Source organism: Roseibium sp. M-1 (assembly GCF_054515675.1).
In genome coordinates this window covers 5,264,575-5,290,581 of sequence record NZ_CM137257.1, presented here as the reverse complement: position 1 = coordinate 5,290,581, position 26,007 = coordinate 5,264,575, and the positions used below count along the sequence as shown (strand labels likewise).

Genomic DNA, 26,007 nt, shown 5'->3' with positions numbered 1-26,007 from the left:
GACACTGAATGTGCGGCAGCTTACAGGGGCAAAACGGTCAGCTGGAAGGTTCGGCTGGCTTCGTCCGCAGCACCGGTTCAACGACCCGGTGCTTCTTCTCCTCCTGCCGGCACGATGACCGGCCTCGCACGCGCGCGCTCCAGAATTTCCAGCGGAAAGTCATAGGCCTCCGACAGCAGCTCCGCTGTCATCACCACGTCCCGGGCACCGAAGGCAAGGCGCTCACCGCTACGCATCACCAGCACGTCATCGGCGAAGGCCGCAGTGAGGTTGAGGTCGTGCATCACCGCGATGACCCCGCCGCCGCGTTTGGCGTAACCGGCGGCAAGTTTCATGATCTGCACCTGATGCTTGATGTCGAGGCTGGAGACCGGCTCGTCCAGAAACAGCCAGCGCGGCGGGCCGTCCTGTGGCAGAGGTTCCCAGACCTGGCACAGCACCCGGGCCAGTTGCACCCGCTGCTGCTCGCCGCCGGAGAGATCCTGGTAGCCGCGGCCCTCGAAGCCGGAAAGACCGACTTTCGCCAGCGCCTCGGCAATCCTTTGCTGCCGCAGACGCCTGTCGGCACGCAGGCCCGTCAGGCCGAGACCGACCACTTCCATCACATTCAGCGGAAACGAAATTGCACTGGCCTGCGGCAGCACTCCGCGCATCGCGGCCAGAACCTCCGGGCCGAGCCCACGGACTTCATACCCGGCAAGATTGATCGAACCGGCATAGGCCGTTTCCCCGGTCATCGCCCGCATCAGCGTGGTCTTGCCCGAGCCGCTCGGCCCGATGATTGCCAGCATTCTTCCGGCGCGAGCCTCGAAGGAGAGATCGTGAACAATCCTGGTCCTGCCCGCAGAAACACTGACCGCGTTCACAACGAGGCCTGAGACCGTGGCAGCTTTTGTGATTGCCTGGTGCAGCATGGCGTCTCCTCAAAGCCCCATCAGGCCGCGATTGCGCAGCAGGATCCAGAGGAAGAATGGCGCACCGGCAAAGGCGGTGATGATGCCGATCGGCATCTCGGCCGGAGCGACGATGGTGCGGGCAAGCGTGTCGGCACCGAGCAGCATCAGCGCGCCGAGCAGAGCCGCCGCCGGCAGCAGGTAGCGGTGATCCGGCCCGATGGTGAGCCGCAGCAAGTGCGGCACGACGATGCCGACGAAGCCGATGCCGCCGCTGACAGCAACAGACGCGCCGGTCGCTGCCGCAACAAGCAGGATGGAGAAGTTCTTGAGCCGCTGAACCCGGATACCGGTGTGTCCGGCCGCCGCCTCGCCAAGGGTCAGTGCGTTGAGCCCGCGTGCCAGGAAGGACACGCTTGCAAGCATCGCCAGCAGGATAGGCCCGGCGGAGGCAACCTTCTCCCAGTTGGCCCCGGCGAGCGAACCGAGCCCCCAGAACTGCAGGTCGCGGAGCTGATTGTCGTCGGCCACATAGACAAGCAGACCGGTGATCGCCCCGGTCAGCGCGCCGAGCGCGATGCCGGCCAGCAGCAGGGTTGCGACGGACGTTACCCCGCCCCGCGTGCCGATCCGGTAGAGCAGCAGCGTTGTGACGAGCCCCCCGGCGAAGGCCGCGAGCGGAACGGCATAGATGCCGAGGAGCGCCATGACCGGTGCCAGGGCTGCGTTGCCGAGCACGATGAAGAGCGCCGCCCCGAGACCCGCCCCCGCCGAAACGCCGACGATGCCCGGGTCTGCCAGCGGATTGCGGAAGAGCCCCTGCATCACCGCGCCGGAGACAGCCAGCGATGCCCCGATCAAGCTTCCCAGCACCACCCTCGGCAGGCGGATTTCCATGACGACGATCCAGTCCCGCGCCGAGATACCTTCCGGCGCAGCGTCAAGTTGGCCTGCCAGGTAGCCGGGAAAATGCGGCACCAGATCCAGAACCGGCACGGCAATCGGCCCGACCGCGAGGCTGGCGAGCATTGCCGTTCCCGCCAGCACCGCCAGCAAGAAAATGACGGCGCGGGCGCGCGGGGCGCGGTCACCATGCACAGCACTTGCCCGCTCGCTCCGGAGGGCAAACCTTGAGGGACGGCTGGCGAGGGCGGCGTCGCTCATCTCAACTGCCGATCCCGGCCAGATGACCCGACAGCTCGCGAATGGCTTCAGCGGTGCGCGGCCCGAAGCCGAGCAGATACTGGCCACCCATCTTGATAAGCTGCCTGTTCCTGCCCGCCGGCGTTTCCGCCAGTGCCGGATGGCTGAAGAGGGTTTCGGCATCCGTGCCATGGTCGCCGGTCCGGTCCATCATCAGCACCACGTCCGGCGCGGCGCTGAGGATCGCCTCGTCGCTGAGCTGCTTGTAGCCGGAGAAATCGGCTACGGCGTTCACCGCACCGGCCAACCTCAGAATGCCGTCGGCAGCCGTATCGCTGCCTGATGCCAGTATGCGGCCGCCCTTCGTGGAGAGGATGAAGAGGACGCGGATACCTTCGGTCCGGCTTTCGGCATCGTGATGTGCCGCCGCAAGATCCGCCTCCAGCTTTTGGGCCAGCGGCTCCGCCTTGTCGGAAACGCCAAGGGCCTCGCCGACCGTGCGGACCTTGGCGACGATGCCGGCCGCCGTATAAGCCTCAGGAACATCGGCAATCGTGACCCCGGACTTCTTCAGGACATCCACGGTTTCAATCGGACCGCTGCCTTCCAGCATGAGAATGAGGTCCGGATCGACCGACAGAACCCCTTCCGGAGACAGCGCACGGATATAACCGACATCCGGCAACGCATTGGCTTCTGCGGGAAAGACACTGGTGGTGTCGCGTGCGATCAGCCGGTCCTGCTCGCCGAGGGCAAAGACGATTTCCGTTACCGATCCGCCGATGGCGACGATGCGGCTGGCGTCCTGGCCGGCGGCCGGCTCCGCGAGGATCGATTGGACCGGAGCAAGCAAGGCGGCCGCCGTCAGCGCCAGCGCGGCGCTCAGGCTGCAGATCCGGTTGCGGGCATACTGTCTCATTCGGCAGCTCCCAGCTTCACGGCCTGGTCGAGGCGCGGCAGGTTTTCGGCAAGACCCCGCCAATCGGCGCGCTCGACGTTGCCTTCGCCGCGCACACCGAAGAACTGGATGATCTGCTGCCCGTCGCTGTCATAGGCCTCGATGGACGTGACATGGCCGATATCGGCAGGCTTGCGCACCGCCCAGACTTCGTAGATGTGGTCGGTCCGAAGATGCAGGTGGAAGGTCGGGTCCATGACGTTGATCCACGGGCCCTTGTCCATCACGGTTTCGATGGCACCGGAATGGATCTGGATGCAGCCGCGGTTGCCGACGAAACACATGATCGGAATACGCTCCGAGGCTGCCAGGCGCAGAAGTGCCGGAACGGCGCCCCGGTCCAGCGGCCAGGCCCAGGTCTCTCCGGCGAGCTCGAAGGCGCTGACCCGGTCGAGATCGAGATCCTTCAACAGCCCATGGAACTGGTGCGGATCGGTCATCGCCTTCCAGCGGTCGCGCAGTACCGCTTCAGCACCTTCGGAGGGCAGTTTGCGGCTAAAAGGCTCGGCTGCACTCACCTGCGGCAGCACGTCCGGCGTCTGGTCGTCCGCAAGCAGCGTCACAACCAGCCTGTCCCAGGCGTCCAGATCCGTCTCCGGGCGCGCGTGGACCTTCATGACCGCATCGCCATACGCATCGAAGAATTGCAGCGAGCGGCGGACGTCGTTGCCATCGGCCTTTTCGACCGCAAAACCATGTACCCAGTTTGCCGGGAACATGCGCGTGTCGATCTGCTCGCCCAGCATCAGCGCCGCCCGCTTGCCGTTCACGAATTTCTCGAACGGGCCGATCTTCTCATGCACCGCGCTTTCGTTGCGCGTCAGCGCCATGACGGTGCCGGCCTGTTGCAGGCCGGGGAAGAGATCGTCGAAACGCGGCTCGATCCGGCGCACGCCGTGACCGACAAAACTGGCGACCAGCTCGGCTTCGGTAATTCCCAGAATACCCGCCAGGTCGCGTTCCCGCATTTTCGGGTTCTGCGCGCGTGCTGCCCGGATTTCGGCTGCACCGGGCCTCGTTTCAGATGTGATCTGGTCGGTCGTCATGGGTCCTGCCTTCTATGGCTCAAGCTCTTTCTCTCGTCCGCCGCCGTCCTGCATTTTCCATGAGCCTCTGAATAAGTTCATGAGCTCAAAGGATTTTTTTGGAACAGTTCCAAAGAACCGGTTTTCACCGCCAGCCACGATCTAATACTTGACTCCTATAGTCATGTTTCATTAGACGATCAATACCTGAGTCACTGACTCATGTTTATAAACGCTGTTTGAGAGGCAGCGAAAAGGACGCGACCAACGCGCACTCTTGGAGAAATTTGATGGGGCTGAAGAAGCTGAGAAACACCCGCCTGATGGGTGGGGTTGCCCTTTGGGTGATAGCTAATATTCACGGCGCGGCGGCGCAGGAAATCCCGGCCACACCCGTCACTGACGACCAGCCGCCGGAAACCGCGGTCACGTTGCTACAGCAGATCGTGGTCGGCGCAGGTGTCGACAAGGTCGCTATCGATACGCCGCAGGCTGTTACCGTTCTCGGCCAGGAGGCCATCGACGACGAACAGGCCATGACGATCGGCGACGTCTTCCGCGACGTTCCCGGCGTAACGGTGATCGGCAGCGATCGCATCGGCGGCCAATCCTTCAACATCCGCGGAATCGGCGACCTTGGCTCCGCGGACGAATCGAAGATCATCGTCACGGTGGATGGCGCCAACAAGTTCTATGAACAATACCGCGTCGGCTCGTTCTTCTCCGACGCCGAGCTTTACAAGCAGATCGAGGTTCTGCGCGGGCCGGCATCCTCGACCCTTTACGGCTCCGGCGCCATCGGTGGTGTCATCAGCTTCACCACTAAGGATGCGAGCGACTTTCTGGCCGACGGCGAAACCGTCGCCGTTCGTGCAAAGGGCATGTATGACAGCAACGAAGCTGGATTGATGACCTCTGGGATCATTGCCGCCAGGATTGCCGAAAATACCGAAGTGCTGCTGAACGGCATCTTCCGCCGCTCCGACGACTACCAGACCGGCGATGGCACCATTATCGGCGGTTCCGGTTTCGACGCCTATTCGGACCTTGCCAAGGTCACGCATTATTTTGGTGCCGACAAGGAACAGTCTGTCCGCCTCTCCTACCAGCGCTGGCAGAGCTCCGCTGACGATACCGATTATTCGCAGACGGGGACCCTTGCCTTCGGTGAGATCGACCGGGACATCACTGACCAGACCTATGTGCTCCGCTACAACAATCCCGCCTCGGACAATCATTTCCTGGATCTCGACGTCACACTGACCTATTCGGACACGACGGTGGAGCAGGAAAACGCCACCTCCACGATCCCCTCACAGCTGTTCGACGACACCGAATATGCCTACCGGACCTGGCAGGGCAAGATCGAGAACACCTTCGAATATTCGGGATCGTCCTTCGAGAACTTCCTGACCGTCGGCACCCAGGCCTCCTATCAGCAGCGCATTGCGGATGCGGAAAGCGGCGCGATCGGGTTCCATCCGGAAGGCACCGACGGCAAGGTCGGTTTCTTCGTGCAGGACGAATTCATCTGGAACGAACGCCTGACCCTCATTCCGGGCGCCCGCGTCGACTTCGTCAACCTGTCGCCGGACAGTTCGATTTCGGGCGCCTCCGACCAGACCGACGTCGCCTTTTCCCCTAAGCTGGCAGCTCTTTACAAGTTCAACGACACCTTCGCAATCTTCGGCTCGGTCGCCCATACCGAACGTGTTCCGACCCTAGATGAGCTCTTTTCCACCTCCGGTGCAGCCCGCACCTACCCGGGTGGCCGCAGTGCCAGCCTGACGCTTGAAAAGGAACAGTCCAACGCGGTGGAAGCCGGGTTCTCGCTCTCCCTCTTCGACGTTATCCAGGACCAGGACGGCTTGCAGCTGAAGACGACGGCCTTCTACAACGACCTGAAGGACCTTATCTCGACCAACCCCAATACCGGCCAGTCGACGGCAGTCCCCTATTACGTCAACATCGACGAGGCAGAGATCTGGGGTGTGGAGCTGGAGGCAGCTTATAACTCCAAATATGTCTTCAGCACACTGGCCTATAGCCTTGTGCGCGGCGTCGACAAGGAAACAGGCACGGATCTGAACTCCATCCCGGCCGACACGCTGGCCATGACGATCGGTGGCCGTGTTCCCGACTATGACCTCGAATTCGGCTGGCGGGGTCTCTTCGCGGCTGGGATCGACACCGGTGCTACAACGGGGCCGTTCGCCGGCTATGGCGTCCACGACGTCTTCGCCAGCTGGAAGCCCCAGGACGGTGTCCTGAACGGATATGAGCTTCGGGCTGCAGTCGAAAACATCTTCGACAAGGACTACCAGAACAACCTTGCCGGCGACCCGGCCCGCGGCCGCACCTTCAAGCTGAGCATGAACAAGCAGTTCAGCTGGTAAGGCATCGGACACCACAACAAGCCGGTTGAAGAACCGCAAGGTTCTGGTTTTGTGGAGATGATGGCTACCCCCACCCCTAGCCCCTCCCCACAAGGGGGAGGGGGACTTGCGCCAAAGCTCGCCGCAGCGGTTTTGGCCTCACGAACTTCGGTGTGTTTTCGCCCCGGGACCCAGTGAATAGGTACTGTGCAGTCCCCTTCCCCCTTGTGGGGAAGGGTTAGGGATGGGGGTGAACGGCACAGCCGTAACCGAACGAACAAGCAGTCCTGAAGACAAACACTCACGGCCCCGGAAACGTCGAACGCCAGCGGCGCAGGAACGTCTCGCGGGTGAGCGCGTCGAGGGCGACCATCAGGGCGGGCGAGAGGCCGATGGGGCGGAAGGCCGTGGAGCTGAGTGCCTCGCCCTCGTTGCCCTCCTCCGTTTCCAGAAGCGGACTGATCAGGAGCGCCGTGTGCAGGGCGAGCGTTCCTTCCGAAGACAGCAGAAAATCGAGAAACTGCTCCGCCGCCGATATGTTGCCGGCCTGTTTCGGGATCATCAGGGCCCGCGACAGCACCAGGGTATAATCGGTGGGCAGCACGATGCCGATCCGGTCGTCCTTGAGCTGGTATCCCTGGGCGTAGGAGCCGAGAACATTGTAGGCGATCAGGTACTGACCTTCCGCAACCCCCTCGATGATATCGACGGAACAGCAGGTCGACACTGCCCCGGAGCGGCCGAAGGATTCCTGCAAGGCCCCGAAGGTGGACGCTTCCTGCGCATCGGCAAAGGCGAAAAGATAGCCGAGGCCGGACTGCTCGATGTCATAGGTGGCAACGCGCCCCGCATATGGCGTGCCGGTCGGCCTCAGGAGATCGAGCAGATCGAAACGGGTCTGCGGAATATCGCCGGGCGGCACCAGTTCGCGGTTATAGACGATCACTGCCGGTTCGCGCGTGATGCCCCAGAGTTCGTTGCGCCATCTGAGCGCGTCGGGAAGCTGTTCCGTCAGACGCGAAGTGTAGGATGCGGCACAGGCATCGTTGACCAGTTTCACCATCTGGTGGACGGCGGAGCTGATGACGATGTCCGCTCCCGTCACACCGTCGCGGCACTCGCGCCGCGTCAGCCGGTAAAGTTCGTTAGACCCCCACTGCTCGTAGCGGACTCCCAAGTCCGGCCGCGCCTTCAAAAACGTCTCGACAACGGGACCGAAGACCGCGATGTCTGTGGTCGATCGCAGCTGCAGGACTTGCTGCGCGTCTGCAGGCCCGTAGGTCTCGATCAGTTCCTGGGCACGCGCAGCACGGACCGGGAGCAGCGCAGACAGCACCGCGATACAGACCATCAGCTGATGCCTGACCATCTTCATGCGCGCACCTCCACGACAGCCTCGAAAAGCAGAGCCGCCCGAAAGCGGCCGGTCTCCGTCTTTTTCAGAACCAGCTCCCCGCCAAAGGCGAGCGCCACGGAATGGGCAATGGCAAGGCCGAGGCCGGAGCTTGCCTGGCGGGAGAGTGTGCCCTTGTTGAAGCGTGCGCCGAGATCCGCCAGCACCTCTGCCGCCGGTCCGGTGCCACTGTCTTCCACCCAGATACCGGCCTTGCCACCGGAAAGCGACGCGCCGATCCTGACGGGCGAGCGGCCGTATTTCACCGCGTTGCCGAGCAGGTTCTTCAGCGCTTCCTTCAAGGACGGTTCATCGGCAAGAACCATGACCGGCGCTTCGCCGATCTCAAGAAGCACGTCGAACTCCGGATTGAGCACCGCGTGATCGCCCGCCTCGAAGACATCAAGGGCGATGTCGCGCAGATCCACCTTTTCGCGCCGGACGCTGTCGCCGCGATGGATCACCAGCGCCTGGCTGAGCATCTGGTCCAGCAGGCGGCCAAGGCTGGCCGTGCGCGTCTGGATGCGTTCGACGATCTTTTCCTTGCGCGACAGATCCGCCTCGTCGGTGAAGAGGTCCGCCTGCGCCCGAAGCGCTGCAACCGGCGTCCTCAGCTGGTGCGCCGTGTCCGAAATCAGATGGCGCATGGAATTCATCTGCCTGTCGAGCCGGGCCATGAAGCCGTTGAGGGCGTTGATCATGACGGCAGTCTCGCGCGGCACTGCCGTATCCACCGGGGTGAGGTCGTGCGGATCGCGCGCCGACAGGCCACCGGCAATGGTCTGCAGCGGTTTCAGGACGGAGCGCACCACGACCACCGCCAGAAGCAGCATGGCAAGGCCCGAGGCGGCCAGCACATAAAGCGCCTTGCGGGTGATGTCGTAGGCCATGTCGTTGCGGGCGCGCAGGGTCTGGCCGACCACCACCTTGATGGTGCCGTTGAGCGTGCGCTCGGCAAAGCGCCGCGAAACGACTGTGAACCGTGCCGGCTCACCGAAGAACTGACCGTCGAAGAACCCTTCGCCGATATCGCGCCGGCCGGCGGGCAGCAGGATCTCGTCATAACCGGTCAGCGTCTCGCCGTCCGGCCCCATGATGCGGTAGCCGATGCGGTCGTCGGGCGCGAGCGCGAGCAGCTCGAAGGCCGAGACCGGCAGCTCGATTACCGGCCGCCCGTCCTGGACGGTAATCGCCGAGGCGATACCGGTGGCCGCGCCCAGAAGCAGCCGGTCATAGGCGCTGCGGGCTGCCTCCCGGCCATAGGCGAAGGCGGCGATGGAGACGATGACCCCGCCGAGGACAAGAAGGAAGGCGACACCGAAAGCGACGCGCGCCGTCAGCGAGGTCGCCTCAAGTCTGCGGTAGAAATCAGCCATCGACGTCGAGCTTGTAGCCAAGCCCTCTCTGCGTCTCGATGCGAACCGTCGAGCCTGAAAGCTTCTTGCGCAGCCTGGCGACATAGAGCTCCAACGCATTCATGCTGACATCCGTGTCCTGGAAGCTGAACACGCCTTCGAACAGCCGCTCCTTGCTGACCGTCCTGCCGCGGTTGCGGATCAGGATTTCCAGAAGCGAGAATTCGCGCCGTGTCAGCGTGATCGGGCTGTCGTCCTGGCGCACGACGCGGGCGGACGCGTTGAAGGTCAGATTGCCGAGCGCAAGTTCTTCCGCCTTGTCGCCCTGCTCGCGCCGGTAAAGTGCGCGCAAGCGTGCCTCCAATTCACGGTGATCGAAGGGTTTCACCAGATAATCGTCCGCGCCGGAATTGAGCGATGACACCCGGTCGTCGACGGAAAATTCGGCCGTCAGCATCAGGACCGGCGTGCGGTCGCCGCGGACGCGCATCTCCTTCAGGAGTTCGGTTCCAAGCCCGTCCGGCAGATTGATGTCGAGGACGATCACGTCATACTGCTGAACCTCGACGCAGGCGCGCGCCTCCTCCAGCGTCTTGGCCAGATCGCAGGCAATCCCCGACCGGTCCAGGCGGATCATGATCGCCTCGGCCATGTCAAACGTGTCTTCTACGAGCAAGAGTCGCAAAGAATCTGTCCTCCCATGTCCCACCATTGCTTGGCTTTTTTTCACATGCAAGCAACCTGACGCCGGTTGACAGGTTGGTGACAGGGTTTGGCGCTAGGCTGATCTCATGTCCGTCGGGAGGACCCGCTTCACAAGCGGCACGACGGATCTCAAGGGCTTAGCAAAAGCCCGGCTCATGTGGAGGAAAAACAACATGGCATTCAAGACGACCCGCCTCTTTCTGGCGGCCGCATTCCTTGGCGCATCCGCTCTCGGCGCGGTGGCGGCCGATTTCAATCCGGAAAATCCGGAATGCATCGCACCGGCAAACCCGGGCGGCGGCTGGGACTTCACCTGCCGTCAGGTCGGCAAGTCCCTTCAGGACCTGAAACTCATCGACAAGACCATGCAGGTCGTTAACCTGGCCGGCGGCGGCGGCGGTGTTGCCTTTGCCGAAGTGGTCAACAAGCGCAACGACAGCAACGACCTCATCGTCGCGGCCTCCTCGGCGACCGCAACGCGTCTGGCACAGGGCGCCTTTCCGGGCAATACCATGGACCAGGTCCGCTGGGTCGCCTCCGTCGGTGCCGACTACGGCGTGATCGCCGTTGCAGCCAACAGCCCGATCAACACCCTTCCCGAGCTCTTGGAAAAGATGAAGACCGATCCGGGCTCCATCGCAGTGGCCGGCGGCTCTGCAGTTGGCGGCTGGGACCATCTGAAGGTCCTTATCGCTGCCAATGCCTATGGCATCGAAAACGTGCGCGCGGTGAAATACATCGCCTTTGACGGCGGCGGCGAAGCCGTCACCCAGCTGCTGGCCGACAGCGTGCAGGCCTTCACCGGCGACATCTCCGAAGCCAAGGGCTTTGTCGACAGCGGCGACATCAAGGTGATCGCGGTGCTGGCACCGGAGCGCCTGTCGGGTGAATTCGCCGACTTCCCGACCGCCAAGGAACAGGGTGTCGATGCCATCGGCGCTAACTGGCGCGGCTTCTACGCTCCGGGCGGCATGTCCGACGACGCTTACAACGCGTGGGTGGAAAAGATCGCCACCCTTTATGCAAGCGACGAGTGGAAGGGCATCATGGCCGCCAACGGCATGGCTCCGCTCGATCTGCAGGGTGCGGAATTCCAGGAATTCGTGGCGGCTTCCGTCCAGAAGATCCAGGACATTTCCAAAGAGATCGGCATCATCAAATAAGACCGCCATCTCCCTGCCTTGGGGGCACCATCGGTGCCCCCTTTTTTTAAGAAACGGCCGTCATCCGGACGTAGCGCACCCGACCGCGACAAACCGCAAGGTCTGGATTGTCTCATGCGCCGGTGGCACAGTGATCTTGCCGTTTACAACAATCACACCATAGAGCGGCCGCCAGTTGGGGAGGAGCCGCCTGCAGGAAGGTAATCATGAGCGACCGCGTCTTCGGGCTGGTCGGGCTTCTCCTTGCAATCGGATACGCCTGGGCCGCTCTCTATATTGAAGAAAGTTTCCTGTCCGACGCCGTCGGACCGAAGGCCTTTCCCCTGATCATCGCAACGGTGCTCGGGCTGGCTTCCATCGTCATCATCATCCGGCCCGATGCCGCGCCGGAATGGCCCTCCTTCCTGCGCCTTATGGAAGTCGGCGCTGCCGTTATCGTGATGCTTCTCTACGCGAACCTGCTGCCGGTCTTCGGGTTCATCATCGCGACCGCGTTTGCCGCCACCTATCTCACCTGGCGTCTCGGCTCCGGCCCGATCTCTTCCGTGGTCTCCGGCTGCGCGACCTCGCTCGGCATCTATGCCGTGTTCCACCTCGTTCTTGGCCTGTCGCTGGCCAAGGGTCCTTTCGGCTTTTAACGGAGCTTTCCCATGGAAACCTTGTCTTCTCTGGCCGACGGCTTCGTGATCGCGCTCACCTGGCAGAACCTGCTTCTGGCGCTGCTCGGCTGCTTTCTCGGCACCATCATGGGTGCCCTGCCGGGCCTCGGCCCGTCGAACGGCGTCGCCATCCTCATCCCGCTGGCCTTCACCCTTGGCCTCGGTGCAACACCCGCGCTGATCCTTCTGACGTCGGTCTATTACGGCGCCATGTATGGTGGCCGCATCTCGTCGATCCTCTTGAACATTCCCGGCGACGAACCGGCGATGATGACCTGCCTTGACGGCTATCCGATGGCCCAGAAGGGCCGTGCGGGCGAAGCGCTGTCCCTGTCGGGCGTCGCCTCCTTCGTCGGCTCGTTCCTGGCCACCTGGGGCCTGATCCTGCTGGCACCGCAGCTCGTCAAGATCGCGCTGCTGTTCGGTCCGGCGGAATATTTCGCCCTCTTTACCCTGGCCTTTGCAACGCTTGGCGGCGTCGCCTCGACCAACCAGGCCAAGACCGCCTTTGCCGCCGCGCTCGGCATCGGACTTGCGACCGTCGGCGTCGACACCCAGACGGGCGTGCCGCGGTTTACCTTCGGCGAAGTGCATCTTTACGACGGCATCGACTTCCTGGTCGCCATCGTCGGCCTCTTTGCCCTCTCCGAAGTGTTCCTTTTCCTGGAACACCGCCACGGCAAGGCCGATGCCGACAGCAGCAAGATCACCATCGGCCGTCTGATCCCCAGCTTCGCGCTCCTGAAATCGTGCACGCCGACCATGCTGCGCACCAGCTTCCTCGGCTTCCTCGCCGGCGTGCTGCCGGGTGCCGGCGCCTCCCTCGGCTCCTTCATCTCCTATACGTTCGAGAAAAAGCTGGTCGACAAGGAAGGCACATTCGGCAAGGGCGACCCGCGCGGCGTCGCAGCTCCGGAAGCCGGCAACAATGCCGCCGCCGGCGGTGCCCTGGTGCCGATGCTGGCGCTCGGGGTTCCCGGCTCCGGCACCACCGCGGTCCTGCTTGCCGTTCTGCTGGCGCTCAACATCACCCCTGGCCCGCTGCTCTTCACCCAGCAGCCGGACGTTGTCTGGGGCCTGATCGCGGCGCTCTTCATCGCCAACTTCATGCTGCTGGCCATGAACATCCCGATGATCGGCCTCTTCACCCGCGTGCTGCTGATCCCGCCGCGCATCCTGATGCCCATCGTCGCCATGGTCAGCTTCGTCGGCATCTACGGCATTTCCGGCTCGTCCTTCGACCTGATGGTCATGGTCGGCTTCGGCGTGCTCGGCTGGGTACTCCGGAAGCTCGACGTGCCTCTGGTGCCGATCATTCTCGGCACCCTCTTGGGCAACGCCATGGAAAACAACATGCGCCGGGCACTCACTATCGGCAACGGTGATTGGATCGTTCTGGCCGACAGCCCGCTCTCCATCGGGCTCTGGAGTCTCGCCATCATCGGCTTCATCCTGCCGATCCTTTTCGGCAAGATCCTGAAGGCCCGCATGCGCCGCATGGCCAAGGACGAAGAAGGCGCGCTCGTCGACTGATCCCGTGCCGTCCCGTCAAACGCGAAACGCCCTCTCCCGCTGGAGGGGGCGTTTTTTTGTTTGAGCCGGCAAAGCACCGGCGAGGCCATGCCGACTGATCACCTGAACCGGCATTTCGTACAATCCCAAGATGAAAGTCTGGCGGGCGAATTTGTCGCCCGTCATCTTGGGGCAGTTCACAGCAGAATTGCCGCAGCATCGTCATAAGACCCAGACCTCACTGCCCTCGATTCATCGTGTAGGTACCCATGCCTCCCCTTCGCGAGCACATGGACCTCTGTCGCCTTTTGCACTTCTGTGCTGCCGAAGCCGGCCTGCAAACTCAACGGATTTCTCCTCAATTGATTGCGCAAAAGACGGCCGGTTCCCAACTCGTTGAACTCTCGACAAAATCCGGTCAGGCAACCCGCGGAACTTGCGACAGCAATCCTCCAGACAGCAGTGCGCCGCCTCCCGGCGCGACTTCGGTTAGCCCGAGATTCTGCAAGATCTGTCGGGTCGTTGCCACAGCAGCCGAAACAGTCGGCAATCCGGAAGCGCGTTCGATCATGTCAATTGCCGGGAGAGACGGCATCTGCACGCAAGCCGAGGCAACGATGGCATCTACCCCATTCAGGTCCAGTTTGCGCCACAACTCAGCCGGTGCCGTTGGGTCCTGGCGAGAAACGTCGAGGTTGTCCGGGATTTCGAGCGCAAGGAAGTCCTGAACCTCGATGCCTTCGTTTTCAATGTAATCAACCACCAATCTTGTCAGAGGTTTCATGTAGGGACAGATGATCGAGACCTTGCGCGCGCCAATGGCCTTCATTCCATCTATCAAGGCACCTGCCGAATTCAGAACCGGTGTCGGACAAAGATTTGTAACCGTTGCCTGATGCAGCTTGTCTGAGGATTTGCGGTGATAGCCGAGCCCCATGGACATAATGGCAACAAGACAAGCATAAGCTTGAACTTCCACCGCAGCATCGGAAAGTTCGACCGCACAACGAACGCTGTCGGCGTCCATCGCCTCAAGCTCCTCCTTCACGACGGACTTCATCCGCATGCGGGACGAATGGAAGGTAAACCGGTCCGGAAGAATGCTTTCCCGAGCTTTCAACAACGCAGGGATCTCTGTTTCCATCGTAACGTTTGAACTCGGCACAATCAGGCCGACACGACGGTAATTTGTTCGGAAAGTCATCGTTTGTTCCTTCTCACTAGAGGAAAAATTCCGTTCATTGCCCGGCGTCCATCACGAGATCCGGCAGCCAAGTGGCGATTTCCGGAAAGAGGCAGAGGATGACGATCCCGAGCACCATGCAGGCGACATAGGGCATGGAGCCGGTCAGGATGGTCTTCAGGGAAATGTCCGGTGCGATACCGTTGATCACGTAGAGGTTGAGGCCGACCGGCGGCGAGATCAGGCCGATCTCCATGTTGATCGTCAGGACGACGGCGAACCAGATCGGATCGAAGCCGGCGGACGTGATGATCGGCAGCAGGATCGGCGCCGCCATCAGGATGACCGCGACCGGCGGCAGGAAGAAGCCTGCAATCAGCAGGAACACGTTGACGGCCGCCATCAGCACCCAGCGGTTCACATCCAGCGTGCCGATCCATTCGGCGATGGCCTGGGTGATGAAGAGCGAGGAGAGCATGTAGGAGAAGACACCGGCGGCGGCGATGATGAAGAGGATCATCACGCTTTCGCGGGTGCTGTCGCGGAGCACGACCCAGAGCGATGCCGGGTTCCAGAGCTTGTAGATGATGACGGCGATCAGCAGGCAGAGCAGCGCGCCGACCGCAGCGGTTTCCGACGGTGTGGCGATGCCGCCATACATGGCGTAGAGCACGCCGAGAATGATCGCGAGGAACGGCAGGACCCGCGGCAGGATCTCGAACTTCTCCGCCCAGGAATAGGACCCTGCACTGAGAACCCGGGTGTCGCCGCTGCGCCAGGTCGAATAGAGCGACCAGACCATGAAGAGCCCCATCAGCATCAACCCCGGAATGACACCGGCCAGGAACAGGCGGCCGATCGAGGTCTCCGTGGAGATGCCGTAGACGATCATGGTGACCGAGGGCGGGATCAGGATGCCGAGCGTGCCGCCCGCGGCGATCGACCCGGCGGCGACGCCGTCCGGATACCCGCGCTTGCGCATTTCCGGAATGCCCATCTTGCCGATGGCGGCGCAGGTGGCCGGGGACGAACCGGACATGGCGGCAAAGAGCGCGCAGGCGCCGAGGTTGGAGACGACAAGGCCGCCGGGCACCCGGGTGAGCCAGCGCTCCAGCGCCTCGTAAAGATCGGCGCCAGCCCGCGTCGAAGCGATCGACGCGCCCATGATGATGAACATCGGGATGGAGAGCAGCGCGAAATTGTCGAGTTTGCCGAAGAGGATCTCCGGCATCAGTTCCAGCGACCGGGCACCGTCGAAGATCACCAGGAAACCGGCGGAAACGATCAGGAGGCCGATTGCGACGGAGACGCCTGAAAAGAGGACGACGATCGTGGCAAGCGCCACCAGCAGGCCAAGCAGCAGCGGATCCATTATTTGTCCTCCAGACCGAAGGGCTTGTCTACGCCGGTGACGACCGCGACAAGGTCGGCCACCAGCTGCAGCAGGAACAGGCCGAAGCCGACGGGGATTGCGAGATAGGGGATCCAGAGCTTGACGCCCCAGACCGTGTCGGAGGTCCAGCCGCGCGACCAGGCGATGTACCAGAACTCGGATCCGTAGAAGAGCAGCATCGCCACGATCAGGATCGAAAGGGACAGCGTCAGGCAGGCCATCAGGTACCGGGGCCGCGGCGCGAGCGACAGGGGGAACAGGTCGACATTCACGTGGCCCCGCAGACGCTGGACGTAGGGAAGGCCGACGAGTGTTGCCGCGATGACCAGATAGATGACGGCTTCGGTCTGCCAGACCGTGGACGCGTTGAGCACGAGGCGCACGAAGATCATCTGGCAGGTGATCAGGACCGCCGCGACGACCATGGTTGCCGAACACCAGCCGGCAAGGGTCGATATCATGGCAACGATGCGCAGAAAGGGATTGTTGCCGGCATGCGCGATCGCAGCCGTACTGTGGCCCGCCATGGGTCACTCCTTGAATGAAAGGATCAGGTTGTTTCCGGGGCGGCGCCGTTCAGGCCGCCCCGAAACAGCGAAGCGTCACTCGACGGCAAGCGCCAGGTCGAGAAGCTGCTGACCGTTCGGAGTTTCCTCCACAAAGGCCTTGTAGGAGGTTTCCTTGGCGAGCGTCCGCCAGGCCTCGAAGTCGGCCGCCGTCATCGCCGCAATCTCGACGCCGTTTTCCTTGAAGACGTCCGCCGAGGTCGCGTCTTCCTTCTTGGCTTCCTCCAGATAGAAGGCTTCAGCCTTTTCGGCTGCGGCAAGCAAGGCCTTCTGCTGGTCCTCGCTCAGGCTCTCGAACTTGGATTTGCTCATCAGGAGCGGCTGGTACATGAACCAGAGCGCATATTCGCCGGCGGGCGTATAGCAGGACACCTGCTCGTAGATGCGGAAGCTGACGAAGGACGACGAGGAGGTGTTGACGGCATCCAGGACGCCGGACTGCATGGCGTTGTAGACCTCGGAAGACGCCATCGAGGCGATGGAGGCCCCTGCCCCGGCAAGCATCTGCTCGAAGGATTTGCCGGCCGCGCGGGTCTGCAGGCCCTGCATGTCTTCCGGCTTGGTGATGCAGGTCTTGGTGGCCGCGAAACCGCCCGCAAGATAGCCATGCACCAGCACCATCACGTCGTCCCCGGCCATGATCTCCTCGATGGCTTCCATGAAGGGACTGTCGTTCATGCGGGCGGCGTGGTCGTGGTTCTTAACGAGGCCCGGCATCAGGGTCAGGTTATAGGCGGGCTGCTGACCGCCGGCATAGCTGAGCGGCAGGACCGTCATGTCGAGCAGACCGCGCGAGAGCGGCTTGTACTGCTCGCGCGCCTTCAGCAGCGACTCCGAAGGAAAGATCTTGATGTCGAGATCGACATTGGCCGCAGCAACTTCGTCGGCAACAATCTGCGCCACCTTGTGGCGGACGTCGCCGGTGGACCATTGATGCGACAGGCGCAGTTCGGTGGCATATGCCGGACTGACAGCAAGCAAAGCTGCCAGGGTGATCCCGATTGATTTCATATCAGGTCGCATGAGTTCCTCCCTGTGCGTCCATTTAACGTTTATCTGTATACATATAAAAAATATAAAAATGCAAATAGAAATTTTCGGCATCGACATGCCAACCTGCACTGACTATTTTGGGCCCCAGACCACAGGACCGAAAATGGCGCGTGTAGCTGATCAACTGATCGAAAAACTGAAAACCGAGATCCACCAGGGAATTCTTCGCCCTGGCGACCAGCTCGAGGAATCAGCATTGGCTGAAAGGTTCGGCGTATCCCGTACGCCCGTTCGCGAAGCTGTAAGATCTCTGGTCGAAAGCGGACTTCTGGAGACGAGGTCACGCAAAGGCGCATTCGTAAGGATCCTGTCGGCTAAGGAGTTGATGGATCTTTTCGAGGTGGCTGCGGAACTGGAGGGGATGGCCTGCAGGCTTGCTGCCAAAAGATGTACCGCTCAATCTGCGTCGCGGATCCAGGCAGGGTTTCAAGCTTGCGTCGCGGCGTCGGAAGCTGAGGACACCGAGGCATATGGGCTTGCAAACTTGCAATTCCACCTGGCCATTCACACAGCATCGGGAAACTCGAGACTCGTGGAACAACTCGAGCAAATCGAAGCCCACGTAAATCCCTATCGCTCAATGCCGTACAAGCTTCGTGGCCGCCTCGCACAATCCGTCGAGGAGCATAGAGCCATCCTGGACTCCATCCTTGCCGGCGAAGGCGATCACGCCGACGAACTCATGAGGGATCACATGATGCTTCAAGGCCAACGACTGCCAATCTTGTTGCAAGGTCTTGGGGAGCAAAACCGCTGAACTCGCTTGTCACCTGCTCATCCAATGTCATCCACGGAACTCGTGCCGAACAGATTACCCTCAAATCACCTATTCCCGAACAAATGTGCGAAATCGAGAAGCGTGCCGGCAAAGTCGGCGGCCATTTAGACAGCGCAGCATAGGGCGGTAATTGATATCCGCATTGCGCCCGCAATTTCACTGACGGAAATTTCAATGCTAGTGGAGCGAATTTGACATTTGAGTCCCGCTCGCGGCTAGGCTGATGCTCAAATGTCAAATTCAAAAGCTCCACTAGAACCATATATTTATCTAGTGGTTCTTATGATTCTGACATTTGCTCCAGCGCTAGCAGCAAGGGGATGCAAATGTCAGAATCGAACCACTAGTCTCGTCAGCAAGCTCTATCATCGAGGTGGCCAACCGAAGCGACAAAGAGGTGTCCAATGCCCGCATCCGGGAAACAGGCCTGGAAAAGGTTGACGACACGCGAGGAATTCGTCGCGATATTCACGGAAGTCCCCCTCACGAGTGAAGGGCTTCGGTTCATCATTCACGAGGACGGCAGGATCGCCGGCGATGTCGACGGCCGTCCACTCTCCGGAAGCTGGTACTGGGAGGACGGCTATTTCTGCAGAACCGCTGAGCTGGATGGGGAGTTCCTCGACCTCGATTGTGAGATCATCGAGCACTGCGGAGACCGGATGCGATACACGCGCGAACGAGGGAACGGTCAGTCGTCGATCGTGCAAATCGCACGTTCATGAGCAACCCCGGATCTGCCTGGATATCAAAAGCGGTAACTGACCTCACCGGCCATGGAACCCTGGGCAATCTCCCCCTGATTGGAGCAATTTTCACCCGGCAGCGGCCGTCCCTCTTCCAGCTTCCTGCATATCGCCTTCGGCAAGATCCTGAATGCCCGCAAGCGCTGCATCACCAAGAACGAGAAGGACACGCTCTTCGGCTGCTCGACACGAACGTAAGTGGAGAAGCAAACGCCTTCGCCGAAAGCTCGGGACCCTATGTCCCGAAGGCGCGGCGCGCCAGGTCGAACGTCTTGCGAAACAGCCTTGTCACTCTGCGCCAGACCGGCCTCCGTTCCGGACCGTCCGCCCGGCCGTTTTGCACAGAAAAACACCTGGTCTTCGCCGGGATTGATCCTAATTTAAGTTGACGAAGATATGGACATGAATTGCAAGTACTAGTCAGTTTAACCTTTGGGCTTCTGGGTTGATGGAGATTGATTTGACACCAAGACGGACCACGCTGCGACTGGTCGCGGTCGTTACCGGCGTGCTTCTGGCAACAACACCAGCCCTGGCCGCCTCCTGCATAACCAGCAAAGGGCAGTTCCAAGCCTACAAGCAACAACTGGCGCAACAAGCTGCTTCCTCCGGTGTTGGCCAGCGCGGTCTGCAAGCGCTGCAGCAGGCCAAGCTTTCCGGCATCACGTGGAAGTTTGAATCAAATCCGGCTTCACAATCCAGCATGCGCCATCGCAGTCCTGAACAGTTCCTGAAAAGCCGGTTTGCAAGCGTGGATTCATTCGTCTCGGGGGCCAGGCATCGGCTCAACCAGAACGCAAGACTGTTCCGGTCCATTGAAAAGCGCTACGGCGTGCCGGGCTCCGTCCTGGTGGCAATCTGGGGCTATGAGACCGGCTGGGGCGGATACACGGGGAAAACGCCTGTCGTAAGCGGCGCGGTGACCCTGGCATCCTATTGCCGTCGTTCGCCGCGCTTTGAAGACGATGCCATCGCAGCTCTTCAACTTGTCGACCAGGGACTTCTTTCAGACAACAGCCGGGGCGGACCATCAGGCGAACTTGGGCACATGCAGTTTTTGGCCGGCAACTGGGTCCGGTTTGCCGTGGATGGCAATGGCGACGGCCGTGCTGACCCGAACAATGCAGCCGATGCGCTTGCGACGGCCGCAAACATGCTGCGCCGCAACGGGTGGCAGTCGGGACGTTCGTTCAGTGATGGGTCAGCCAATTTCCGTGTCCTGTCGACATGGAACGACAGCGGTAATTATCAGCGCGCAATCGCTTACGCTGCCGAATTGATCCAGCAGTAGGCGAAGCCCTTGGCGGTACGCACGCAGCTCTGAGAGGCGACCTGGAAGCAACGTTCCCCTTCAGATCTCCGTCCGCATCCTGTAGCCCGGTGCGAAGATCAGGCGGACGTGAGTGATCGGCAGGGAGCCGGAGAAGGTGATGCGTTCCGTCGCGAAGAGCGCGGTGCCGATGGCGGCGTCGAGCTTCTTAGACAGGGTTTCGTCGGCACTTAGGGCGAAAAAGGAAATATCGCCGTGGCTGTAGGGGGCGTTGTGCACCAGCCACTCGTTGGGGCTGACATCGTCGAAGGCCATGTCGCGGGCTTGCGGCGCGGCTTCCAGGTTGATGTAGCGCTCCTCGAAGGCATAGGGCCGGTCATCGGCGAAATGCAGCGTCTTCAGGTAAAGTACGTCCGTGCCGAGAGAGATCTTGAACGCACCATGCAGCATCGGCGGCAGCGGGCGCGTGTCCCGTTCCAGAAGGGTATGGCGGTAGGGCCGGCCGAGGGCTTCGACCTCCTTGCGCAGGATCGGGATCGTCAGCGTCGCCCGCTGCGGCGGATTGAGCGCAACGCGCGTTCCCGCCCGGCGCTTGCGCACGACGAGGCCGCTTTCCGCCAGATCCCTGAGAGCCCGGTTGACGGTCGTGCGGGCGCAGCCGAACTCCTCCGCCAGGTCGGCTTCGTGGGGGATCTGCTCCCCCGGTTGCCAGACCCGGTCGTGGATCCGGCGAAGAAGTTCTTCGCGGATCCCGGTCCAGGAGTTTGTGTCGGTCAGCACCAAGTCGTCTTACCCGTCCAAGTCGTCGTTTAAAGTCTGTCGCGCAGGGAAGCCATGGTTGCCCGGTATTTCGCGCGGATGGCCTCGCCTTTTACATGGATTCCACCGGAAACAACATGCCGGCCTGCGGACCAGACTTCCGAGACCATGCGGTCGTCCCCGGCAAAGATCCAGGCATCGAGAATTTCATCCCCGTCCCGGCCCTCCAGATCAATGGCGCCACTGTCGAGCGCCACGAGATCGGCGAGGTTGCCTGCAGCAATCCTGCCCGAGTTGCGTCCCGCGGCCTGAGCTCCGCCTGCAACCGCACCATCAAAGAGCACGCGGCCGGTGGACTTCTCCTTCGTCGCGACGGAGGCGCGGCAGGTGTCGCGCAGGCGCTGGGAATATTCCAGCGTGCGCAGCTCTTCCGACAGGGCGATGCGGATGTTGGAATCCGACCCCACACCGAAGCGGCCCCCTTCCGACAGATAGTGAACTCCGTCGAAGATGCCGTCGCCAAGGCTGGATTCGGTGATCGGGCAGAGACCTGCGATGGCACCGGTAGCGGCAAGGCCCCTGGTTTCTGCCGGCGTCATCTGGGTGCAGTGGATCAGGCACCAGTTTTCGGAAACGGCATGGTTGGCGAGCAGCCACTCCACCGGCCGCTTGCCACGCGCTGCCAGCACTTCGTCCACTTCCGGGATCTGTTCAGCCAGATGCATGTGCAGTGGATTTGCGCCGGCAAGAGCGACGGCTGCCGTCAGGCTTTCCTCGTCGACCGCACGCAAGGAATGCGGTGCAACGCCGATGACGGCATCATCTGGCAGCGACTTCAGGGCTTCGCCTGCCAGCTCATGCAGCTTCGCGAAACGCTCTAAATCGTTGCCGAAGCGGATCTGGCCGTTTGCAAGCGGGCGCTTGTCGCAACCGCCATACTGGTAATGGACGGGCAGATGCGTAAGGCCGATACCGGTATCGGAAGCCGCGGCCATGATGCGCTCCGACATCTCGGCGAGATTGGCGTAAGGCGCGCCGCCCGGCTGGTGGTGCAGGTAGTGGAATTCGCCCACCCCGGCATAACCCGCCTCCAGCATTTCCATTTGCACGAAGGCGGCAATCACCTCGACGTCTTCCGGCGTCAGGGCATCGAGGAAACGGAACATGATCTGGCGCCAGGTCCAGAACGTGTCGCGGCTTTCAAGCCCGCGCCGCTCGCTCATCCCGGCCATGGCGCGCTGGAAGGCGTGGCTGTGCAGGTTCACCGGTGCGGGCAGCAGAATGCCGACGCGGGTGCCCTGCGGCTCAGCACCGGTCTTTACGCCATCAATGGTTCCATCCGCCCCGATGGTTACGGCCACGTTCTCTGCCCAGCCGCCGGCCAGGAGTGCTTTCTCCGCAAAAACCGTCCCGGCAGAAACTGTCGACATATCCGCTATTCCCTCGTTGACACCTTAATATGTGCATGCATATTATCTTATATCGCAATCTAATCAAGCCGGAGATGGCCGTGTCCAAACGCCTCCTCACAAATGCCAGGCTGGCAACGCTCACAGAGACGGGCGAGCCCTACGGCTTGATCGCGGACGGCGCCCTGGTGATCGAAGGCTCGCGCATTGCCTGGGTGGGCAAGGCGGCTGACCTGCCGTCCCATTATGCCTCCCTGCCTGCGAACGACCTTGGCAGCCGGCTGGTGACGCCGGGCCTGATCGACTGCCACACCCACGTGGTTTTCGGCGGCGACCGGGCGCGGGAATTCGAGATGCGGCTGGAAGGGGCGAGCTACGAGGAAGTGGCCCGCGCCGGCGGCGGCATCGTCTCCACGGTGAAAGCCACCCGCTCGGCCAGCGAGAAGCAGCTCCTGGAAGCCGCCCTCCCCCGTGTCGATGCGCTGATCGCCGAGGGTGTTACCGCCATCGAGATCAAGTCCGGTTATGGCCTCGACAAGGAAACCGAGCTGCGCATGCTGCGCACCGCCCGCAAGATCGCCAAGCTGCGCCCCATCATCGTAAAAACCAGCTTTCTCGGCGCCCACGCCATTCCGCCGGAATACAAGGACAAGGCCGACAGCTATCTGGAAAAGGTCTGCCTGCCGGCACTGGAAGCCGCCAACGCCGAAGGACTTGTCGATGCGGTCGACGGTTTCTGCGAAGGCATTGCCTTCTCGCCGGAGCAGATCGGACGCGTCTTCGACAAGGCCAAGGATCTCGGCCTGCCGGTGAAGCTCCATGCCGAGCAGCTTTCTAATCTGAACGGCGCCGCACTCGCCGCCTCCTATGGCGCTCTTTCGGCCGACCATCTGGAATATCTGGACGAGGCCGGCGTCAAGGCGATGGCGGAGAGCGACACGGTCGCCGTGCTGCTGCCCGGTGCTTTCTACACGCTGCGCGAAACCAAGCAGCCGCCGCTCGATCTCCTGCGCAAGCACAAGGTCCCGGTCGCCCTTGCAACCGACTGCAATCCGGGCTCCTCGCCGCTCGCCTCGCTGCTGCTCACCATGAACATGGGCTGCACGCTGTTCCGCATGACGCCGGAAGAGGCGCTTGCGGGCGTCACCCGCGAAGCTGCCAAGGCCCTTGCCCTGGAGGATCGCGGCACGCTCGCGCGCGGCAACAGGGCAGACCTTGCCATCTGGAATGTCAGCCATCCGGCGGAACTCTCCTACCGGATCGGCTTCAACTCTCTTCACAAACGCATCTTCGGAGGCTCTGAATGAGCACCCTTACCCTGACGCCGGGGTCTGTCACCCTGGCCGATCTGGAACGCATCTACCGGGAAGAACTGGCCGTTCGCGTCGACCGGTCCGCGGAAGCCGCGATCAACCTTGCCGCCGAACGCGTTGCAAAGGCGGCCAGCGGCACGGAAGCCGTCTATGGAGTCAACACCGGGTTCGGTAAACTGGCGAGCGTCAAGATCGCGCCGAAGGATACGGCGACGCTGCAGCGGAACCTGATCCTCTCCCATTGCTGCGGCGTCGGCGAGCCGCTCGACCGGACCACCACCCGCCTGATGATGGTGCTGAAGCTGCTGTCCCTCGGCCGCGGCGCGTCCGGCGTACGCTTCGAGGTGCTGAAGCTGATCGAGGATTGCCTTGAAAAAGGCGTGACCCCGGTGATCCCGTCACAGGGCTCCGTTGGCGCTTCCGGCGACCTTGCGCCGCTTGCCCATATGACAGCCGTTCTGATCGGCGAAGGCGAGGCTGAATTCGGCGGCGCCCGCATGCCCGGTGGCGACGCCCTCGCAATGGCGGGCCTCAGCCCGGTCGTGCTCGGTCCCAAGGAAGGCCTCGGCCTCATCAACGGCACGCAATTTTCCACCGCGGCCGCCCTCACCGGCCTCTTCGATGCCTGGCGACTGGCGGAGGCAACGCTGGTCACCGCAAGCCTTTCCACCGACGCTATCATGGGCTCGACTGCGCCGCTGCTGCCGGAAATCCATGAGCTGCGCGGTCATCGCGGTCAGATCGAAGTCGCGCGGGCGATGCGCATGATCATGGACGGATCCGAAATTCGCGAAAGCCACCGCGAAGGCGACACCCGCGTTCAGGATCCCTACTGCATCCGCTGCCAGCCTCAGGTGGCCGGGGCCTGCATCGACCTGCTGCGCATGGCGGGCCGCACGCTCGAGATCGAGGCGAATGCGGCGACCGACAACCCGCTGGTGCTGATCGATGCCGACCGCATCGTTTCCGGCGGCAACTTCCACGCCGAGCCCGTCGCCTTTGCCGCCGACCAGATCGCGCTGGCGATTGCCGAACTCGGGGCAATTTCCCAGCGCCGCGTGGCACTGATGGTCGACCCAACGCTCTCCTTCGACCTGCCGCCGTTCCTTGCCAAGGACCCGGGACTGAACTCGGGCATGATGATCGCGGAAGTCACCACTGCCGCGTTGATGAGCGAGAACAAGCATCTCGCCAATCCGTGCTCGACGGATTCGACCCCGACCAGTGCCAACCAGGAAGACCATGTCTCCATGGCCGCCCATGGCGCCCGCCGTCTTGCCCGCATGAACGCGAACCTCAGCCAGATCCTCGGTGTGGAGCTTCTCTGCGCCGCCGAAGGCATCGAACATCGCGCACCGCTGAAGACGAGCGACGCCCTGCAGACCGTGATGAAGAACCTGCGCGAGGTCGTGCCGTCCCTGGAAAAGGACCGCTACATGGCTCCGGATCTGGAAACAGCCGCCGGTCTGGTCCGCGGCCGCACGCTGGTTTCGGCAGTCTCGGCCGCGCACATGATCACGCTGGGAGACCCACATGCAGCCGGTTGAGGTCTTTCGCGGCGATGGCCCGGTGGTTCTCGGCGTTCCCCATGCCGGGACCTTCGTGCCGGAGGATATTCACGCTCGTCTCAACGAGACAGGCCTGAAACTTGCCGATACCGACTGGCATGTCGACCGGCTTTATGCCGGCCTCATCCCCGGCGCGACCATGGTGAAAGCCAATTTCCATCGCTATGTGATCGACGCCAACCGGGACCCGGAAGGGGTCTCGCTCTATCCGGGCCAGAACACGACAACACTTTGCCCGACCACCGATTTCGACGGACGCCCCATCTACCACTCCGGCAAAGAACCGGATGCTGCCGAAATCGAAGCCCGGCGCCTTGCCTGGCATGCGCCCTATCATGCGGCCCTTGCGGTCGAGCTGGAGCGGGTCCGCGCCAGGCACGGCGTCGCCATCCTTTATGACTGCCACTCGATCCGATCGATCGTGCCGTTCCTGTTCGAGGGCACCCTGCCCGACTTCAACACCGGCACCAACAACGGCACCACCTGCGCAGCCGAAATCGAAGCTGCCGTCGTCAGCCGGACGGCGGCTGCAGAAGGCTATACGTCGGTCCTGAACGGCCGCTTCAAAGGCGGCTGGACGACACGGCACTATGGCCGCCCATCGGAAGGTTTTCACGCCATCCAGATGGAACTGGCGCAGAAGACCCACCTTGCCAGCGAAGACACGCCCTTTGCCTATGACGAGGCCAGGGCGGAGCAGCTTCGCCTTCATCTCAAAGACATCCTGAGCGCGCTGGAAAATCTCGCGCCTTCCCTCATTTAAGATCACGAAGACACCCAGGGAGCCC

General features: G+C 62.1%; 24 protein-coding genes. 11 read left to right on the top strand and 13 right to left on the bottom strand.

What is annotated here, in order from left to right; all coding sequences use genetic code 11:
- Positions 1-77: 77 nt before the first annotated feature.
- Genes ACX3M4_RS23985 through ACX3M4_RS23970 form a run of 4 tightly spaced genes read right to left on the bottom strand, consistent with a single transcriptional unit; the run spans position 78 to position 4,040 of the window.
- Positions 78-914 carry a heme ABC transporter ATP-binding protein gene (locus ACX3M4_RS23985; RefSeq protein WP_459355485.1) on the bottom strand — a complete coding sequence of 279 codons (837 nt, stop codon included), beginning with the start codon at positions 912-914 and terminating at the stop codon, positions 78-80.
- Between the two features lie 9 nt (positions 915-923).
- On the bottom strand, positions 924-2,057 hold the full coding sequence (locus ACX3M4_RS23980) for a FecCD family ABC transporter permease (RefSeq protein WP_459355484.1): 1,134 nt from the start codon (positions 2,055-2,057) through the stop codon (positions 924-926).
- 1 nt (position 2,058) lies between these two features.
- Positions 2,059-2,955 carry a heme/hemin ABC transporter substrate-binding protein gene (locus ACX3M4_RS23975; RefSeq protein WP_459355483.1) on the bottom strand — a complete coding sequence of 299 codons (897 nt, stop codon included), beginning with the start codon at positions 2,953-2,955 and terminating at the stop codon, positions 2,059-2,061.
- Positions 2,952-4,040 (bottom strand): hemin-degrading factor, encoded by a 1,089-nt coding sequence (locus tag ACX3M4_RS23970; RefSeq protein WP_459355482.1) that lies wholly within the window; start codon positions 4,038-4,040, stop codon positions 2,952-2,954. Before ACX3M4_RS23970 ends, ACX3M4_RS23975 begins: the two co-directional genes overlap by 4 nt.
- A 269-nt stretch (positions 4,041-4,309) precedes the next feature.
- On the opposite strand from ACX3M4_RS23970, the gene ACX3M4_RS23965 reads away from it, so the two are divergent.
- Entirely contained in the window at positions 4,310-6,415 is a 2,106-nt protein-coding gene (locus ACX3M4_RS23965; protein WP_459355481.1) for a TonB-dependent receptor domain-containing protein, read from the top strand.
- Positions 6,416-6,695: 280 nt separating this feature from the next.
- Here the strand turns inward: ACX3M4_RS23965 and ACX3M4_RS23960 are convergent, their stop codons facing one another.
- From ACX3M4_RS23960 to ACX3M4_RS23950, 3 genes are read right to left on the bottom strand one after another with little or no spacing between them, the layout of a single operon-like run.
- Positions 6,696-7,769: an ABC transporter substrate-binding protein gene (locus ACX3M4_RS23960; protein WP_459355480.1), complete on the bottom strand. Its 1,074-nt coding sequence runs from the start codon at positions 7,767-7,769 to the stop codon at positions 6,696-6,698.
- Positions 7,766-9,184, bottom strand: coding sequence for a sensor histidine kinase N-terminal domain-containing protein (locus ACX3M4_RS23955; protein ID WP_459355479.1), 1,419 nt, complete (start codon positions 9,182-9,184; stop codon positions 7,766-7,768). The genes ACX3M4_RS23960 and ACX3M4_RS23955 overlap by 4 nt, the downstream gene beginning before the upstream one ends.
- Positions 9,156-9,854 carry a response regulator gene (locus tag ACX3M4_RS23950; protein WP_459355478.1) on the bottom strand — a complete coding sequence of 233 codons (699 nt, stop codon included), beginning with the start codon at positions 9,852-9,854 and terminating at the stop codon, positions 9,156-9,158. The genes ACX3M4_RS23955 and ACX3M4_RS23950 overlap by 29 nt, the downstream gene beginning before the upstream one ends.
- A 166-nt stretch (positions 9,855-10,020) precedes the next feature.
- Between ACX3M4_RS23950 and ACX3M4_RS23945 the strand changes: the two genes are divergently transcribed.
- The 3 genes from ACX3M4_RS23945 to ACX3M4_RS23935 all read left to right on the top strand — a co-directional run bounded on the left by ACX3M4_RS23945 (position 10,021) and on the right by ACX3M4_RS23935 (position 13,202).
- Positions 10,021-11,010 (top strand): Bug family tripartite tricarboxylate transporter substrate binding protein, encoded by a 990-nt coding sequence (locus ACX3M4_RS23945; protein ID WP_459355477.1) that lies wholly within the window; start codon positions 10,021-10,023, stop codon positions 11,008-11,010.
- A gap of 206 nt (positions 11,011-11,216) precedes the next feature.
- Entirely contained in the window at positions 11,217-11,648 is a 432-nt protein-coding gene (locus ACX3M4_RS23940; RefSeq protein ID WP_459355476.1) for a tripartite tricarboxylate transporter TctB family protein, read from the top strand.
- Positions 11,649-11,660: 12 nt separating this feature from the next.
- The gene (locus ACX3M4_RS23935) at positions 11,661-13,202 is read left to right on the top strand and encodes a tripartite tricarboxylate transporter permease (protein WP_459355475.1); all 1,542 of its coding nucleotides are present in this window, start codon (positions 11,661-11,663) and stop codon (positions 13,200-13,202) included.
- A 397-nt stretch (positions 13,203-13,599) separates the two neighbouring features.
- On the opposite strand, the gene ACX3M4_RS23930 is transcribed toward ACX3M4_RS23935, so the two are convergent.
- From ACX3M4_RS23930 to dctP, 4 genes are all read right to left on the bottom strand, one after another.
- Positions 13,600-14,385, bottom strand: a complete 786-nt coding sequence (locus ACX3M4_RS23930; RefSeq protein ID WP_459355474.1) for a maleate cis-trans isomerase family protein — start codon at positions 14,383-14,385, stop codon at positions 13,600-13,602.
- Between the two features lie 34 nt (positions 14,386-14,419).
- Positions 14,420-15,736, bottom strand: a complete 1,317-nt coding sequence (locus tag ACX3M4_RS23925; RefSeq protein ID WP_459355473.1) for a TRAP transporter large permease — start codon at positions 15,734-15,736, stop codon at positions 14,420-14,422.
- Entirely contained in the window at positions 15,736-16,284 is a 549-nt protein-coding gene (locus ACX3M4_RS23920) for a TRAP transporter small permease subunit (RefSeq protein ID WP_459355472.1), read from the bottom strand. The genes ACX3M4_RS23925 and ACX3M4_RS23920 overlap by 1 nt, the downstream gene beginning before the upstream one ends.
- Before the next feature lie 75 nt (positions 16,285-16,359).
- Positions 16,360-17,346: a TRAP transporter substrate-binding protein DctP gene (dctP, locus tag ACX3M4_RS23915; RefSeq protein ID WP_459355471.1), complete on the bottom strand. Its 987-nt coding sequence runs from the start codon at positions 17,344-17,346 to the stop codon at positions 16,360-16,362.
- On the opposite strand from dctP, the gene ACX3M4_RS23910 reads away from it, so the two are divergent.
- The 4 genes from ACX3M4_RS23910 (at position 17,345) to ACX3M4_RS23895 (ending at position 20,191) form a co-directional block, all read left to right on the top strand.
- Complete coding sequence (locus tag ACX3M4_RS23910; RefSeq protein ID WP_459355470.1) at positions 17,345-18,133, top strand: GntR family transcriptional regulator; 789 nt, start codon at positions 17,345-17,347, stop codon at positions 18,131-18,133. The two genes, dctP and ACX3M4_RS23910, sit on opposite strands and share 2 nt — an antisense overlap.
- 425 nt (positions 18,134-18,558) lie before the next feature.
- Entirely contained in the window at positions 18,559-18,879 is a 321-nt protein-coding gene (locus ACX3M4_RS23905; RefSeq protein ID WP_459355469.1) for a hypothetical protein, read from the top strand.
- 78 nt (positions 18,880-18,957) lie between these two features.
- Positions 18,958-19,098 (top strand): hypothetical protein, encoded by a 141-nt coding sequence (locus ACX3M4_RS23900; protein WP_459355468.1) that lies wholly within the window; start codon positions 18,958-18,960, stop codon positions 19,096-19,098.
- A gap of 250 nt (positions 19,099-19,348) precedes the next feature.
- The gene (locus ACX3M4_RS23895) at positions 19,349-20,191 is read left to right on the top strand and encodes a lytic murein transglycosylase (protein ID WP_459355467.1); all 843 of its coding nucleotides are present in this window, start codon (positions 19,349-19,351) and stop codon (positions 20,189-20,191) included.
- Between the two features lie 60 nt (positions 20,192-20,251).
- Here the strand turns inward: ACX3M4_RS23895 and ACX3M4_RS23890 are convergent, their stop codons facing one another.
- Together ACX3M4_RS23890 and ACX3M4_RS23885 are read right to left on the bottom strand one after the other, a co-directional pair.
- Positions 20,252-20,950: a GntR family transcriptional regulator gene (locus ACX3M4_RS23890; RefSeq protein ID WP_459355466.1), complete on the bottom strand. Its 699-nt coding sequence runs from the start codon at positions 20,948-20,950 to the stop codon at positions 20,252-20,254.
- 29 nt (positions 20,951-20,979) lie between these two features.
- A complete protein-coding gene (locus ACX3M4_RS23885) occupies positions 20,980-22,359 on the bottom strand; it encodes a formimidoylglutamate deiminase (protein ID WP_459355465.1) in 1,380 nt (459 codons plus the stop codon).
- A 74-nt stretch (positions 22,360-22,433) separates the two neighbouring features.
- On the opposite strand from ACX3M4_RS23885, the gene hutI reads away from it, so the two are divergent.
- The 3 genes from hutI to hutG are packed head-to-tail and all read left to right on the top strand — an operon-like array spanning position 22,434 to position 25,982.
- The gene (gene hutI, locus ACX3M4_RS23880; RefSeq protein WP_459359496.1) at positions 22,434-23,645 is read left to right on the top strand and encodes an imidazolonepropionase; all 1,212 of its coding nucleotides are present in this window, start codon (positions 22,434-22,436) and stop codon (positions 23,643-23,645) included.
- The gene (gene hutH, locus ACX3M4_RS23875) at positions 23,642-25,198 is read left to right on the top strand and encodes a histidine ammonia-lyase (RefSeq protein ID WP_459355464.1); all 1,557 of its coding nucleotides are present in this window, start codon (positions 23,642-23,644) and stop codon (positions 25,196-25,198) included. The genes hutI and hutH overlap by 4 nt, the downstream gene beginning before the upstream one ends.
- On the top strand, positions 25,185-25,982 hold the full coding sequence (gene hutG / locus ACX3M4_RS23870) for an N-formylglutamate deformylase (protein ID WP_459355463.1): 798 nt from the start codon (positions 25,185-25,187) through the stop codon (positions 25,980-25,982). Before hutH ends, hutG begins: the two co-directional genes overlap by 14 nt.
- Positions 25,983-26,007 lie beyond the last annotated feature (25 nt).

Bases quoted from the DNA above. Each gene is read 5' to 3' on its own strand.
- ACX3M4_RS23985 (WP_459355485.1), bottom strand. From the start codon at position 914: ATGCTGCACCAGGCAATCACAAAAGCTGCCACGGTCTCAGGCCTCGTT.
- ACX3M4_RS23980 (WP_459355484.1), bottom strand. From the start codon at position 2,057: ATGAGCGACGCCGCCCTCGCCAGCCGTCCCTCAAGGTTTGCCCTCCGG.
- ACX3M4_RS23975 (WP_459355483.1), bottom strand. From the start codon at position 2,955: ATGAGACAGTATGCCCGCAACCGGATCTGCAGCCTGAGCGCCGCGCTG.
- ACX3M4_RS23970 (WP_459355482.1), bottom strand. From the start codon at position 4,040: ATGACGACCGACCAGATCACATCTGAAACGAGGCCCGGTGCAGCCGAA.
- ACX3M4_RS23965 (WP_459355481.1), top strand. From the start codon at position 4,310: ATGGGGCTGAAGAAGCTGAGAAACACCCGCCTGATGGGTGGGGTTGCC.
- ACX3M4_RS23960 (WP_459355480.1), bottom strand. From the start codon at position 7,769: ATGAAGATGGTCAGGCATCAGCTGATGGTCTGTATCGCGGTGCTGTCT.
- ACX3M4_RS23950 (WP_459355478.1), bottom strand. From the start codon at position 9,854: ATGGTGGGACATGGGAGGACAGATTCTTTGCGACTCTTGCTCGTAGAA.
- ACX3M4_RS23945 (WP_459355477.1), top strand. From the start codon at position 10,021: ATGGCATTCAAGACGACCCGCCTCTTTCTGGCGGCCGCATTCCTTGGC.
- ACX3M4_RS23940 (WP_459355476.1), top strand. From the start codon at position 11,217: ATGAGCGACCGCGTCTTCGGGCTGGTCGGGCTTCTCCTTGCAATCGGA.
- ACX3M4_RS23935 (WP_459355475.1), top strand. From the start codon at position 11,661: ATGGAAACCTTGTCTTCTCTGGCCGACGGCTTCGTGATCGCGCTCACC.
- ACX3M4_RS23930 (WP_459355474.1), bottom strand. From the start codon at position 14,385: ATGACTTTCCGAACAAATTACCGTCGTGTCGGCCTGATTGTGCCGAGT.
- ACX3M4_RS23925 (WP_459355473.1), bottom strand. From the start codon at position 15,736: ATGGATCCGCTGCTGCTTGGCCTGCTGGTGGCGCTTGCCACGATCGTC.
- ACX3M4_RS23920 (WP_459355472.1), bottom strand. From the start codon at position 16,284: ATGGCGGGCCACAGTACGGCTGCGATCGCGCATGCCGGCAACAATCCC.
- ACX3M4_RS23910 (WP_459355470.1), top strand. From the start codon at position 17,345: ATGAGTTCCTCCCTGTGCGTCCATTTAACGTTTATCTGTATACATATA.
- dctP (WP_459355471.1), bottom strand. From the start codon at position 17,346: ATGCGACCTGATATGAAATCAATCGGGATCACCCTGGCAGCTTTGCTT.
- ACX3M4_RS23905 (WP_459355469.1), top strand. From the start codon at position 18,559: ATGCCCGCATCCGGGAAACAGGCCTGGAAAAGGTTGACGACACGCGAG.
- ACX3M4_RS23895 (WP_459355467.1), top strand. From the start codon at position 19,349: ATGGAGATTGATTTGACACCAAGACGGACCACGCTGCGACTGGTCGCG.
- ACX3M4_RS23885 (WP_459355465.1), bottom strand. From the start codon at position 22,359: ATGTCGACAGTTTCTGCCGGGACGGTTTTTGCGGAGAAAGCACTCCTG.
- hutI (WP_459359496.1), top strand. From the start codon at position 22,434: ATGGCCGTGTCCAAACGCCTCCTCACAAATGCCAGGCTGGCAACGCTC.
- hutH (WP_459355464.1), top strand. From the start codon at position 23,642: ATGAGCACCCTTACCCTGACGCCGGGGTCTGTCACCCTGGCCGATCTG.
- hutG (WP_459355463.1), top strand. From the start codon at position 25,185: ATGCAGCCGGTTGAGGTCTTTCGCGGCGATGGCCCGGTGGTTCTCGGC.